This window comes from Bradyrhizobium sp. Ken64 (genome assembly GCF_055807555.1).
Window position 1 is genome coordinate 271,980 of the sequence record NZ_JBVVPA010000001.1, and the last position, 12,626, is coordinate 284,605.

The following is a 12,626-nucleotide window of genomic DNA, read 5'->3' on the forward strand; positions in this document are numbered from 1 at the left end:
GTCTTCGAAAGCTCAGTCTTGCGCGTTCAATGCCGGCCGCGATCCGCCCGTAGCCCAATCGAGAAGCTCAATCGTGTGTACGACCGGAACTGACGTGCCACTGGCAATCTGCACCATGCAGCCGATATTGCCTGCGGCAATCATGTCCGGCTTGACGCTCGCGATGTTGGCGACCTTGCGATCGCGCAACCGGCCCGCAAGCTCGGGCTGGAGAATGTTGTAAGTCCCCGCCGAACCGCAACACAAATGGCTCTCCGGCACATCTTTCACCACGAATCCATTATTGGAAAGCAATTCTTTCGGAAGGCCCGTGATTTTCTGCCCGTGCTGCAACGAACACGCAGAGTGATAGGCGACGACGATGTTGTCCTGTCGCGCGGTGGCCGCGAGTCCAAGGCCGGCGACGTATTCAGTGATGTCCTTGGCGAGCGCAGAGACCTTCGCCGCATCGGCGGCAAACGCAGCGTCCTCTCGCAGAAGATAGCCGTAGTCCTTGATCACGGTGCCGCAGCCTGACGCCGTCACCAGGATGGCGTCGAGCCCCTCGCCGGCCGCTTCCGCGCGCCACGCCGCGACATTGGCGCGAGCCCGCCCCAATGCGTCCTGGTCGTTGCCGAGGTGATGGGTCAGCGCGCCGCAGCACTGCTCGTCCCTGACGAGGACGACCTCGATGCCGTGGCGCGTGAGGAGACTGATGGCGGCCTGGTTGATGCGCGGCGCCAGCACCTGCTGGGCGCAGCCCTGGAGCAGCGCGACCCGGCCGCGCTTCTTGCCGAGTGCCGCGAACACACTGCCGGCGGCGGGCCCCGGTGGCGGCAGCCGGTCCGGCGCCAGCGCCAGCATCGCCTTGAGGCGCAGGATCAGGCCGGGTGTCGCCGACGGCCGGGGCGTCGGCAGGAACGCGGCCAGCGGGCGGGCCAGCCGCGCCAGCCACATGCTGGCGCGGAAACGCTGCGGGTCCGGCAGGACGAAGGCCAGCACCCGGCGCAGCAACCGCTCGGCAAGCGGCCGCTCGTAACGCTGCTCGATCCTGACCCGGGCCTGATCGACCAGATGCATGTAGTTCACCCCCGAGGGGCAGGTCGTCATACAGGCCAGGCACGACAGGCAGCGGTCGACATGTTTGACAACTTCGGCCGTCGGCGTCTGGTCCTTCTCCAGCATCTCCTTGATCAGATAGATGCGGCCGCGCGGGCTATCGAGCTCATCGCCAAGCAGCACGTAGGTCGGGCAGGTTGCGGTGCAGAAGCCGCAATGGACGCAGGCGCGCAGGATCTTGTCGGCTTCCGCGATGTCGGGATCGGCGAGCTGCGCGAGTGAGAATTCCGTCTTCATACCGCAGCGCCCCGCGTCAGCCGGCCCCGGTTGAGGATGGTCTTCGGATCGAAACTGGCGCGGACCCGCTCGCTCAACGCGGCAAGGCCAGGGGCCTGCGGGGGGAATACATCGATCGTGCGCCTGATGTCCTCGGCCGCCCGGATCAGCGTGGCGTGCCCGCCGGCCGCATTGACACGTTCGCGCACGGCCGGGGCATGCGCGTCCGGCGTCGGTGCCAAAGCCGCCCAGACCAGTCCACCGCCCCAATCGTAGATCAATTCACCACCGGTCTCGCGCGCCAGCAGCGTCCCGAGCGCCGCGCCCGACGCCGGCGGACAGACGATCCGCCAGACCGGCCAGGCCCCCAGCGCGCCGTCAGCCGCGAACGGCAGGACATCGCGGATCGTGGTCCACAGCGCCGCTGACGCGACGTCCTCGACCAGCGTCGCGGTTCCGAACGGCGCCAGCAATTCGCGCAGCGAGCCGGCACGGTGGGCGGCCGAGGCGGTAATGCCCTCGAGCCGCAGCATGGTCAACGCCTCGCTTTGACCTGCGATATCGCCGAGGCCTTCGATCTTGGTCCGGAACGCCGATGTCGGCAGGTGCGCGGCCCCGGAGACGTCGAAGGGCGAGCCGAGCGCCGCCGTCATCGCCTTGTTGGCGGCGGCATCGTCGAGCCCGCGCAGCAACAGCGTCCGCTCGGCCTCCGGCTTCGGCATCACCTTCAGCGTGACCTCGGTCATGACCGACAGCGTGCCCCAGGAACCGGCGAGAAGCTTGCAGAGGTCGTAGCCGGTGACGTTCTTCACCACCTTGCCGCCGGTCTTGAAGCTGTCGCCGAAACCGGAGACGGCATGCGCCCCAAGCAGATGGTCGCGCGCCCCGCCCGCCTTGATCCGGCGCGGACCGGCCAGGCCAGCCGCAATCATGCCGCCGATGGTGCCTGATACCGGCGTGCCGAGCAGCGGCGCGGTGTTCATCGGCTCGAAGGCGAATTGCTGGTTCTTGGCATCGATCAGCGACAGCACGTCGGCCAGCGGCGCCCCGGCCTGGAGCGTGACAATGAGTTCGTTGGGCTCGTAGGCGGTGATGGCGTTCAGCGCGGAGACGTCGAGCACGGCGTTGGTCGCCATCGCATGACCGATGCCGCGCTTGGAACCATGGCCGATGATCTCGAGCGGCTGCTCATTGGCAATCGCCGCGCGCACCACCTCTTCGACGTCTTTGGCGTCTCGTACCTTGAGCGTATCCACGCCTGTAGCGGGTAACGAAGTTTGCAGCGAAAATCAAATTTGGCGCGTTGCAGCGAGGCGACGCTAGAAACGCGGGATGTCAGGAAACGCCAGCTTGCCGGCGTGGACGTGCATGCGGCCGAGCTCGGCGCAGCGATGCAGGGTCGGAAACACCTTTCCGGGATTGAGCAGGCCCTGGGCATCGAAGGCGCATTTCAGGCGCTGCTGCTGATTGAGGTCGATCTCGCTGAACATCTCCGGCATCAGATCGCGCTTCTCGATGCCGACGCCGTGCTCGCCGGTGAGCACGCCGCCGAACTCGACGCAGGCGCGCAGGATATCGGCGCCGAAGGCTTCGGCGCGCTCGATCTCGCCGGGCTTGTTGGCATCATAGAGGATCAGCGGATGCAGATTGCCGTCGCCGGCATGGAACACGTTGGCGCAGCCGAGCTGGTATTTTTCCGATAGCTCGCGGATGCGCGCCAGCGCCTTCGGCAGCGCGCCGCGCGGAATCGTACCGTCCATGCAGAGATAGTCGGGCGAGATGCGGCCGACCGCGGGGAACGCGGCCTTGCGGCCGGCCCAGAACAGGTTGCGCTCGGCCTCCGAGGCCGAGATCTGGCAGGTGGTCGAGCCGCAAGCGTTCGCAATCGTCTCGACCCGCGTGATCAGCTCGTCGACCTCGATCTTGGGACCGTCGAGCTCGATGATGAGCAGCGCCTCGACGTCGAGCGGATAGCCGGCGTGGACGAAGGCCTCCGCGGCGTGGATTGCCGGCTTGTCCATCATCTCCATCCCGCCGGGAATGATGCCGGCGCCGATGATGCGCGCCACGCATTCGCCGGCCGCCTCGACTTGCGCGAATCCGACCATCAGCGCGCGCGCCGTCTCCGGCTTTTGCAGGATGCGCACCGTGATCTCGGTGATGACGCCGAGCAGGCCTTCGGAGCCGGTGATGACGCCCATCAGGTCGTAGCCGGAATTCTCCGCCGATTTGCCGCCGATGCGCAGGATCTCGCCGCTCATCAGCACGATCTCGCAGCCGAGCACGTTGTTGGTGGTCATGCCGTATTTCAGGCAGTGCACGCCGCCGGAATTCTCCGCGACATTGCCGCCGATCGAGCAGGCGATCTGCGAGGACGGATCCGGCGCGTAGTAGAACCCGGCATGCGCGACCGCCTGGCTGATCGCGAGGTTGGTGACGCCGGGCTCGGTGACGACGGCGCGGTTGTCGAAATCGATCTCGCGGATGCGCTTGAACTTGCCGAGGCCCAGGAGCACGCCGTCTTCCAGCGGTAGCGCGCCGCCGGACAGCGAGGTGCCGGAGCCGCGCGGCACCACCTTGATGCCCTGCGCTGCACAATATTTCAGGACGAGCGAAACCTGCTCGGTCGTGTCGGGCAGCACCACGACCATCGGCGGCTGCCGATAGGCCGTCAATCCGTCGGATTCATAGGCCCGCATCTCGGCAGGCGTATCGATCACGCCCTCGCCCGGCACGATTGCGCGCAATGCAGCCACGATCTCAGCGCGGCGCGCGAGCACGGCCTGGTCGCTCGCGGGCATCATGATGGCCATAACATTTCCTTCATGGCATATCCTTCCGGCCAAGGCGGCACGATCGATTTGTCGCGGGAAATCAACCACGTCCGCGGTGGTTTGGGTAGGCCATCCGAAAGTCGGATCGACGATCTTGCGCGAGTTCGCTCTGGGACAAGTAGGAAATCGTGAAACCTGCCATGGTTTGGCGGCTTGTCCAATCCGAGCAGGCCTGCCAAAACCGGCAGGTCCGACCATTGCCGATCAGGCATGCAACTGACCAGCCCCCAGGGAAGAGACGAAGAGCACCCGATGACAAAACTGATTTTTGGCGCCTTGACCATCCTCACCGCGATTGCCACCGCACCTGCCGCGATGGCGCAGGATGCCGCGGCCGGCAAGTCTTCGTTCAACAAATGCCTGGCCTGTCACGCGATCGGCGAAGGCGCCAAGAACAAGGTCGGCCCCGAGCTCAACGGCCTCGACGGCCGCAAGTCCGGCACCGCGCCGGACTACAATTACTCCGACGCCAACAAGAATTCCGGCATCACCTGGAACGAGGCGCAGTTCAAGGAATACATCAAGGACCCCAAGGCCAAGATCCCCGGCACCAAGATGGCATTCGCCGGCATCAAGAACGAGACCGAGATCAACAATCTCTGGGCCTACGTGTCGCAGTTCGACAAGGACGGGAAGGTCAAGCAGTAAGCGGCGGAACGGCGGCCGCTAATCGGCGGCCGCCTGCGCCGGCGCGATTTTCCCGATCATCATCTCGATCTCCGTCTTCACGAGATCCGGCACCGCGTTCTGCACCATGTGGCCGAGATCGGGCAGCACGATCAGCTTGGCATTCTGCACGGCGGCGGCGAACGGGCGCGCGTGAATGGCGGTCTTCACCGTCTTGTCGGGCTCGCCGGCGATGATCGTGACCGGCGCCGATATCTCGCCGTAGCGCGCGACCTGCGCGGCGACCGCTTCCTTCAGCGTCACCAGATCATAGGCATTGGCGATGAACTCGCGCGGGCGCAGCAGTAGCGGCGTCGCGGAGTCCTGCACGAAACCTTCCGGCATCATTTGCGGCAGGAAGACGTTGCGCGCGCCAGGCTCGCTCAGGAAGTAGCCCAGCGGCAGGGTTATGGTGTAGGCGAGCAGCGGGCCGATCACGGGCGTTGCGATGATCTCGTTGTAGCGGCCGACGCCGCCGCGCCAGGGATGGGTGACGGGCGCGAGCATCACAAGGCCCGCGACGCGGCCGGGATGATCGAGCGCCAGCCGCGCGCCGAGCGCGCCGCTCCAGGAATGCACCACGAAGACCGCGCGATCGATCCCGAGCTTGCCAAGCGCCTCATCGATCATCCGCGCCTGCACCTCCGGCGTCGAATCCTGCCGCCGCGCCCGCGTGCTCCAGCCGTGGCCGGGACGGTCGATCAGGATGACGCGATGATCCCTGGCAAGGAGGTCGCCGAGCGGCCGCCGCATCGCTTCGAGGTTGGAGCTCGCGCCGTGCAGCATCACGATCGGCAGGCCCGGATCGTGCGGGCCGATATCGACGAGGTGAAGCACGGCGCCATCGACCTCGATCATCCGGCCCTGCGGTGGAAAGGCGCGTTGCACGGCGAGGACGCCGGCCTGCGTGACCAGCGCCAGCAGAACCAGCGCGGTCACGACTGACATCACGATCATGGATGGAATCCGGGCGATCCAGGGCACAGGGCAGTTACGCGGCTTACGGGCGGCAGTTTCGCCCGGGGAGCCCCCGCGCTCCACTTGAAATGGCGGGGCTGTGGATATGTGCATAATTCAAGCGGGAAAAACGCAACGAAATCAATACCGCTCCCCGAAGCACGCAGGCTTCGAAACAGCTTCATGCCGTCGTCATCGCGGCTTCCTTATAATCGCCACGGTCGGTTCCGCCATTTAGACGCGGGTGGGCGCCGATCGTGCTCGCAACCCTCGGGGATGCGGGAAAGACCGGCAGGATTTATCCTGATTTGAACCGGAGAATTTCGATGAGCCTGAGATCCAAAGACACTGCGATCGACGAGATCGTGGCAAGCTGCCACGGCGACCTGCGCGGTGCCGTGCGCGCGCTGCTGCTGATCAACGAGCACCTCGAGACGGAGCTGGCAAAGGCCTACGCCGCAGCGGTCGATCGCGGCCTCGCCGAGCGTGAAGGCAGCGTTTTGCACTAGGTCGCTGTCGACCTAGTTCGTGGTGTCCTCGTCCTTTTCCTCGTCAGCCGTGGGTGCGGGACAGGCGCGGATGGTCGAACGGGCAAGCTTGGCGTCGGCCTTCGACTTGTAGGGACCGTCCCCGAACCAGACGTCGCCGATGATCACGGGATTGCTGGTCACGATGTTGCATTGTCCGGTGGCGCGGTTGCCGACCACCCAGAACAGTCCGTCGGCAAGGCTCGCCGTGCTCGATGCCAACAGCAACATACCTGCAAAGATCAAACGCTTCATGGCTGTGCTCCCGCGATGAAGGTAGGCCTGCGGCGGGGCCACCCATACCCCTCGTAACGCGGCGCGTGTCATCGTGGTTAATCGGCTAGCGCCGCATTCGCTCGAGCAATGATCGACTTGTCCGCTAAATGTCGCGGCCTTCGACCTTCTCGGTCAGCGCCTTGACCTGATCGGGGATCTTCTCGAGGTGCGGATTGACGGCGAGCGCCTTGCGGTAGGCCTCAAGCGCACGCTTTTCGTCGCCGACTTCCTGCATGATCATGCCGAGGCCTGCGAGCGCGCCGAAATGGCGGGGCTCGCGGATCAACACCTCGCGAATGTCGGCGAGCGAGCGGCCATAATCGTTCTGCATGTAGTAGAGCGTCGCGCGACGATTCCAAGCTTCGATGTAATCGGGCCTGAGCTTCACGACCGAATCCAGCAGCTTGATCGCAACCTCGATCTTTTTTGCGTCGACCGCCGTCTTGGCCCGCGCCATCAGCAGTGCCGCGGTGTCGCTCGGGGTCTGGATCCAGATCGCCCAGATCCGCGCCTCGACGTGCTTGGCGCTGGCCTCGTCGGGCGCAGCTTTCAGCGCGCCGAACAGGAAATCGAGATTCTTGGTGCGATCGACCTTGGGCAGCTTGGCCGGCGCTTCCGGAAGTTTCTTCTGCTTGCCGGGCGGGGCCGGCGGATCAGCCTGCGCCAGCGCCGGAGCAAGTCCGGCGGCTCCCAGCACAAGAGCCAGACACAGGGTGCGCGCGACGAGGAATCTCACTGCCATGGTCGAAGTCTAAACGCGCAAAGCCGCCCTTGCAAAGCAGGGCGGCGTCAAACTCGTGTGAGACCGTGGTCTTGCGGGCGCGCGGGCGTCCGGCAGGGCGATATCAGCCCTGACGCGCCTTGAAACGGCGCTGCACCTTGTTGATCACATAGACCCGGCCCTTGCGGCGGACCAGGCGGTTGGCGCGATGGCGACCGCGCAGCGATTTCAGCGAGTTACGGACCTTCATGGCAGAATCCTGAACGTTCGAAAGGCCGTGTTCGGCACTACCGTTTCGGCACGCGCGAATGAGGCAAAATGAGATTTTCCCGCTGGCGGACCGACCGCCCGGGACGGGGCAGTTCTTAAGGCATGGGAGGACCGGATGTCAATGTTAACTGCCCCGATCCCACCCAGCAAATTCTGGAAAACAACCCCATGCAAAGTAGAAGCGGCCGGATCGGCCCAATCTCGGCGCGGGAGGACGCCTGTACTACAACGCCTTGTCCCACAATGCCTTGCCAAATTCGTTATATCATATAATCAATTCGGCAACCCGTCGGGAGGAAACCCATGCCGAAGCTGAAGCTGCCCAATATCGACGACGTCGTCGCCATCGATATCCACACCCATGCCGAGGAGCCCTGCGGCACCCACCCCGACGACGGCTATGACGACTTCCAGGCTCAGATGGCGGACTATTTCAAGTCGCCGCACAAGCATCCGCCGACCGTGCCGGAGACCGCCGCCTACTATCGATCCAAGAACATCGCCGCCGTGATCTTCCCGGTCGATGCCGAACGCGAGACCGGCTTCCGCCGCTACAAGAATGAGGAGATGCTGGAGATCGCCGCCGACCATCTCGACGTCCTCATCCCCTTCGTCTCGATCGATCCGCACAAGGGCAAGCTCGGGGTGCGCGAGGCGCGCAAGCTGATCGAGGAATACGGCGTGCGCGGCTTCAAATTCCACCCGACCATGCAGGGCTTCTACGCCAACGACCGCATGGCCTATCCGCTCTACGAAGAAATCAACAATGGCGGCGCGATCGCGCTGTTCCACACCGGCCAGACCGGCGTTGGCTCGGGCATGCCCGGCGGCATGGGCATGCGGCTGAAATATTCCAACCCGATGTACATGGACGACGTCGCGGCCGACTTCCCCGACCTCAAGATCATCCTCGCCCATCCCTCCTTCCCCTGGCAGGAGGAAGCACTGTCGGTCGCGACCCACAAGCCGAACGTCTATATCGACCTCTCGGGCTGGTCTCCGAAATATTTCCCGCCGATCCTGGTGCGCTACATCAACTCGATCCTGCAGGACAAGATGCTGTTCGGCTCGGACTGGCCGGTGATCACACCGGACCGCTGGCTGTCGGATTTCGCCAAGATCGAGATCCGCGACGAGATCCGGCCGAAGGTGCTGAAGGCGAACGCGCGGAAGCTGCTGGGGATCTAGGGGCGATCCCGTCAGCGCATCGAGGGCTTCGACGCTGCTATCGAAGCCCTCACGCTCAGGCCCTCAAGGCCTAAGACTTGAGCGGATGCCGCCGCGCAGGTCTAAATCGCGGATGGCGGCCTTGTCGCGCTGAATCCGACGGCCGCGTTATGCGATCAGTTCACGCTTGCCAGATAGCCCGCCAAGATTGTCCGGCTTTCGCTGAGCGTCTCGATACGTTCATCGATCAGGCCGACCTGCTGCGTGAGTATTTTTCGCAGCTCGTTGCATGGCGTGAAAGCTGGATCGTTGTTCCTGACGCAGGGAAGCAAGCGCTTGATGGTTTCGAGTGTCATCCCCGCGCCGCCGAGCATCTTGATGCGCCGTACGGTTTCCTCTTCGGCCGGGCCATAGTCGCGATAGCCGGAGTTCGTCCGCAGCGGCGCAAGCAGTCCTTCGCCTTCGTAGTAGCGCAGCATTCTGACGCTGACCCCCGTCCGCCGGGAGAGTTCGCCGATTTTCATCTGAAGCCTCTTGACCCTGACAGCACTGTCAGACCTTACAGACTTTGCTCGTCCAAGTGAATCCACTTGTGAAGGGAGCCAACGATGAAAGCCTACCATTTGAATGCTGGTGCTGGCCGCCTTGCGCGCGCCGAAATCAGCAAACCTGAACCCGCCAATGGCGAGGTCCGCATGCGGGTCGAAGCGGCAAGTCTGAATTACCGCGACCTCCTGATCCTCGACCGCGCAGGCCAAGGCGAGTTCAACGGCCGCGTGCCACTCTCCGACGGTGCGGGTGTCGTTGACGCCATCGGCGCCGACGTCGCGCAATGGCGGCTCGGAGACCGCGTCGCTGCATCGTTCTTCCGCGACTGGATCTCGGGGCCGTTCAAGTCCAGCTATATTCCGTCATCCCTCGGTGGCAACACGATGGACGGAATGCTGGCTGAGTATGTCGTGCTGCCGGCAACCGCGCTGGTCTCGGTGCCGGCACATTTGTCTGCGGTGGAGGCCGCGACCCTGCCCTGCGCCGGCGTCACGGCTTTCCACGGCCTGATCGCACGCGGCGGGATGCGCAAAGGCGACACGCTGCTGGTCCAGGGAACAGGCGGCGTTGCGCTGTTCGGTCTTCAATTCGCATCCGCCCTGGGAGCGCGTGCGATCGTGATATCCTCCTCGGACGAAAAACTCGCCCGCGCCAAGACGCTGGGCGGCTCGATCCTCATCAACTACCGCGATACGCCTGACTGGGATGTCGCCCTGATGAAGGCAACGGATGGCGCAGGGGCCAGTCATATCCTCGAACTCGGCGGTCCCGGCACTTACGACCGATCGCTGCGATCGGTCGCTTCAGGTGGCAAGATCGTCCAGATCGGGGTTTTGACGGGTTTCGGCCCCAAGCCCGACCTCGCGCGCCTTCAGTGGGAGAATGCCGACATCATCGGCGTCACCGTCGGATCGGTGGAACACTTTGCCGCGATGAATCGCTTCCTGACCGAACATGCGATCCACCCGATCGTCGATCGGATCTACGAATTCGACGACGTCCCCGAAGCATATGCGCACCTGCGGACCGGCTCACATTTCGGCAAGATCGTGATCAGATTCTAGAAAACAGAGGCCCAAGTCGCTATTGCGTCTTGGACCGATTTCGCGGCGCCTTGTATAGTCCGTGGACCGCAACGATCCCGGAGGACAGGTCAATTGAGCCTCAAAGCCGTTGTCTTCGATGCCTACGGAACGCTCTACGACATCCAGTCGGTCGCGGAGACCACCGAGGATGCGTTTCCCGGCTACGGTGAGATCATCACGCAAATCTGGCGGATCAAGCAGCTCGAATACACCTGGCTGCGCTCGCTGATGGGGCGCTACCAGGATTTTGCCGCCGTCACGCGCGACTCGCTTGCCTATACGCTGCGCGTGCTCGGGCTCGCTTACGAGAACGAGGCATTCGAGCGCGTCGTCGAGAAGTACCTGCATCTCGATCTCTATCCGGATGCGACCGCAGCGCTCACGGCTCTGAAACCGCGAAAACTCGCCATCCTCTCCAACGGCAGTCCGGACATGCTGAATGCGCTCGTGCGCAACTCCGGTCTCGACGCCCTGCTCGACGCCACGATCAGCGTCGACGCGAAGAAGATCTTCAAGCCGAGCCCGGAAGCTTACATGCTGATCGGCGAGATGCTCGGCACCGCGCCGGACGAGGTGCTGTTCGTCTCCTCCAATCCCTGGGATGTCGCGGGCGCGAAAGCGTTCGGACTGAACATTGCATGGATCGAACGGGTGTCGCCCGAGGCGATGGCGCTGGCTTGCGTCGAGAACGAACTCGTGGCACCGCTGACGATGTTCAAGGCGATCCGCACCCAAATGGACGAACTCGGCTTTGCGCCGGATCATCGTGTCCGGGCGCTCTCGGAGCTGCCAGGGATTGCTTAGACATCGCCGCCCGCCCATAAGTCTGGAATGAGCCGATCTGAATGAGCCTTCAATCCGTTCGCGATTTTTTCGCTGAAAAAGCCCCCGACATCACCGTTATCGAATCCCCGATCAGCTCCGCCACCGTGCCGCTGGCCGCCGAGGCCTATGGCGTCGAGCCCGGAATGATCGCCAAGACGCTGTCGTTGCGGATCGGCGAGCGCGTCATCCTGATCGTCGCGGCCGGCACCTCGCGCATGGACAACAAGAAGGTGAAGGCGGCGTTCGGCGGCAAGCCGAAGATGCTGGGGCTGGAAGAGGTCGCGGAGGTCACCGGCCACGAGGTCGGCGGTGTCTGCCCGTTCGGACTGAAGGCGCCGCTGCCGGTCTATTGCGACGTCTCGCTGAAAGCCTTCGACGTGGTGGTGCCGGCCGCCGGCTCGACCCATAGCGCGGTGCGCATCACGCCGGAACGGATGGCCGAGCTGACCGCAGCGGAATGGGTCGATGTCTGCGAGGTCAGGCCGTAAGGCAGCTGCGGGATGCCTGATGCATTTGCCGGTCAGGGAGGCTAATGTACGGACCATGCCCGACGATAAGGTCAAACGGCGGCTGACCACCGTGCTATGCGCTGATGTGCACGGCTATTCTCGTCTCATGGAAGCAGACGAGGCGGGAACGCTGGAGACACTCCGCCGCTACCGCACGGCCATCGCGCGATTGGTGGAGCGCCATGACGGCGGATCGTGAATACCTGGGGCGATGCTGTCATCGCCGAATTCGCTAGCGTCGTCGAAGCCGTGCAGTGTGCGGTCGAGATTCAGCAGGAAATTTCCAACCAGGATTCGGGCCCACCTCCCCCGATGCGGTTTCGCATCGGCATCAATCTCGGCGATGTGATGGTGGATGGTTCCGACCTCTACGGAGACGGGGTCAATATCGCGGCGCGTCTGCAGGAACTTGCCGAGCCCGGCGGCATCGTGATCTCCAGCTCCGCCTATGATCAGGTGCACAACAAATTATCTGTTGGCTTCGACTGCCTCGGCCAGCGTCCAATGAAAAACATTGCGCCCGTGACCAGCTATCGTGTGACCATGAGCGGCCAAACCGCTCAAGCACGGAGCTTTCCGCCTGGCGAACGCCTGACGTCTCAGACCGCAATGGCGGGCTCGCAAACTGACGCAGCGCGCCGCGACAGATCCGAGTCATCCAATTGGATGGGCTTCGTTTCAGACGGGCTGGCGAAGCTGCCCCGCCCGGTTGCGGCGGCCCTCACGGTGTCGGCCTTTCTGATTCTGATCAATATTTTCACCGGCATGCACAAGATCTGGTTCCATTGGCCGGTGGCAGCTTTGCTCTTCGGCGCCATCATGCGGACGGCGCTCCGGGATCGACCTGAGTCGGGCGGCAAGGGCGAGCGCTGAACGAGGCGGCACAACCGCATCTTCGCGCCCACTGCTGTGCGCGCGCCCGGATC

At 63.9% G+C, this 12,626-nt stretch carries 14 protein-coding genes and 1 pseudogene; 7 read left to right on the top strand and 8 right to left on the bottom strand.

From position 1 onward, the window contains the following. Positions 1 to 12 precede the first annotated feature (12 nt). From glcF to AC0L2F_RS01370, 3 genes are all read right to left on the bottom strand, one after another. On the bottom strand, positions 13 to 1,335 hold the full coding sequence (gene glcF, locus AC0L2F_RS01360; protein WP_007614996.1) for a glycolate oxidase subunit GlcF: 1,323 nt from the start codon (positions 1,333 to 1,335) through the stop codon (positions 13 to 15). Further along, positions 1,332 to 2,570, bottom strand: a complete 1,239-nt coding sequence (locus tag AC0L2F_RS01365; protein ID WP_473247234.1) for an FAD-binding protein — start codon at positions 2,568 to 2,570, stop codon at positions 1,332 to 1,334. Before AC0L2F_RS01365 ends, glcF begins: the two co-directional genes overlap by 4 nt. A gap of 63 nt (positions 2,571 to 2,633) precedes the next feature. Continuing rightward, positions 2,634 to 4,127, bottom strand: a complete 1,494-nt coding sequence (locus AC0L2F_RS01370; protein WP_473247235.1) for an FAD-linked oxidase C-terminal domain-containing protein — start codon at positions 4,125 to 4,127, stop codon at positions 2,634 to 2,636. A gap of 273 nt (positions 4,128 to 4,400) precedes the next feature. On the opposite strand from AC0L2F_RS01370, the gene cycA reads away from it, so the two are divergent. After that, the gene (gene cycA, locus AC0L2F_RS01375) at positions 4,401 to 4,796 is read left to right on the top strand and encodes a cytochrome c-550 CycA (RefSeq protein WP_007615001.1); all 396 of its coding nucleotides are present in this window, start codon (positions 4,401 to 4,403) and stop codon (positions 4,794 to 4,796) included. Between the two features lie 18 nt (positions 4,797 to 4,814). On the opposite strand, the gene AC0L2F_RS01380 is transcribed toward cycA, so the two are convergent. Next, the gene (locus AC0L2F_RS01380; protein WP_473247236.1) at positions 4,815 to 5,771 is read right to left on the bottom strand and encodes an alpha/beta fold hydrolase; all 957 of its coding nucleotides are present in this window, start codon (positions 5,769 to 5,771) and stop codon (positions 4,815 to 4,817) included. A 326-nt stretch (positions 5,772 to 6,097) separates the two neighbouring features. Between AC0L2F_RS01380 and AC0L2F_RS01385 the strand changes: the two genes are divergently transcribed. Then, positions 6,098 to 6,280: a hypothetical protein gene (locus AC0L2F_RS01385; RefSeq protein WP_007596968.1), complete on the top strand. Its 183-nt coding sequence runs from the start codon at positions 6,098 to 6,100 to the stop codon at positions 6,278 to 6,280. A 12-nt stretch (positions 6,281 to 6,292) separates the two neighbouring features. Here the strand turns inward: AC0L2F_RS01385 and AC0L2F_RS01390 are convergent, their stop codons facing one another. From AC0L2F_RS01390 to ykgO, 3 genes are all read right to left on the bottom strand, one after another. After that, entirely contained in the window at positions 6,293 to 6,553 is a 261-nt protein-coding gene (locus AC0L2F_RS01390) for a hypothetical protein (protein ID WP_473247237.1), read from the bottom strand. A gap of 124 nt (positions 6,554 to 6,677) precedes the next feature. Beyond that, positions 6,678 to 7,316 carry a tetratricopeptide repeat protein gene (locus tag AC0L2F_RS01395; protein ID WP_007615005.1) on the bottom strand — a complete coding sequence of 213 codons (639 nt, stop codon included), beginning with the start codon at positions 7,314 to 7,316 and terminating at the stop codon, positions 6,678 to 6,680. Between the two features lie 103 nt (positions 7,317 to 7,419). After that, positions 7,420 to 7,545, bottom strand: coding sequence for a type B 50S ribosomal protein L36 (gene ykgO, locus AC0L2F_RS01400; RefSeq protein ID WP_006611362.1), 126 nt, complete (start codon positions 7,543 to 7,545; stop codon positions 7,420 to 7,422). Positions 7,546 to 7,868: 323 nt separating this feature from the next. Here ykgO and AC0L2F_RS01405 point away from each other — a divergent pair, with 323 nt between their 5' ends. After that, a complete protein-coding gene (locus tag AC0L2F_RS01405; protein WP_473247238.1) occupies positions 7,869 to 8,753 on the top strand; it encodes an amidohydrolase family protein in 885 nt (294 codons plus the stop codon). Between the two features lie 155 nt (positions 8,754 to 8,908). On the opposite strand, the gene AC0L2F_RS01410 is transcribed toward AC0L2F_RS01405, so the two are convergent. Further along, entirely contained in the window at positions 8,909 to 9,256 is a 348-nt protein-coding gene (locus tag AC0L2F_RS01410; protein ID WP_063993983.1) for a MerR family transcriptional regulator, read from the bottom strand. An 84-nt stretch (positions 9,257 to 9,340) separates the two neighbouring features. Between AC0L2F_RS01410 and AC0L2F_RS01415 the strand changes: the two genes are divergently transcribed. The 4 genes and pseudogenes from AC0L2F_RS01415 to AC0L2F_RS01430 all read left to right on the top strand — a co-directional run bounded on the left by AC0L2F_RS01415 (position 9,341) and on the right by AC0L2F_RS01430 (position 12,573). Next, positions 9,341 to 10,345, top strand: coding sequence for a zinc-dependent alcohol dehydrogenase family protein (locus tag AC0L2F_RS01415; protein ID WP_007615007.1), 1,005 nt, complete (start codon positions 9,341 to 9,343; stop codon positions 10,343 to 10,345). Between the two features lie 93 nt (positions 10,346 to 10,438). After that, complete coding sequence (locus AC0L2F_RS01420) at positions 10,439 to 11,170, top strand: haloacid dehalogenase type II (RefSeq protein ID WP_473247239.1); 732 nt, start codon at positions 10,439 to 10,441, stop codon at positions 11,168 to 11,170. A gap of 41 nt (positions 11,171 to 11,211) precedes the next feature. After that, entirely contained in the window at positions 11,212 to 11,679 is a 468-nt protein-coding gene (locus AC0L2F_RS01425) for a YbaK/EbsC family protein (RefSeq protein ID WP_473247240.1), read from the top strand. Between the two features lie 55 nt (positions 11,680 to 11,734). Beyond that, positions 11,735 to 12,573: pseudogene (locus AC0L2F_RS01430) on the top strand (adenylate/guanylate cyclase domain-containing protein). Positions 12,574 to 12,626 lie beyond the last annotated feature (53 nt).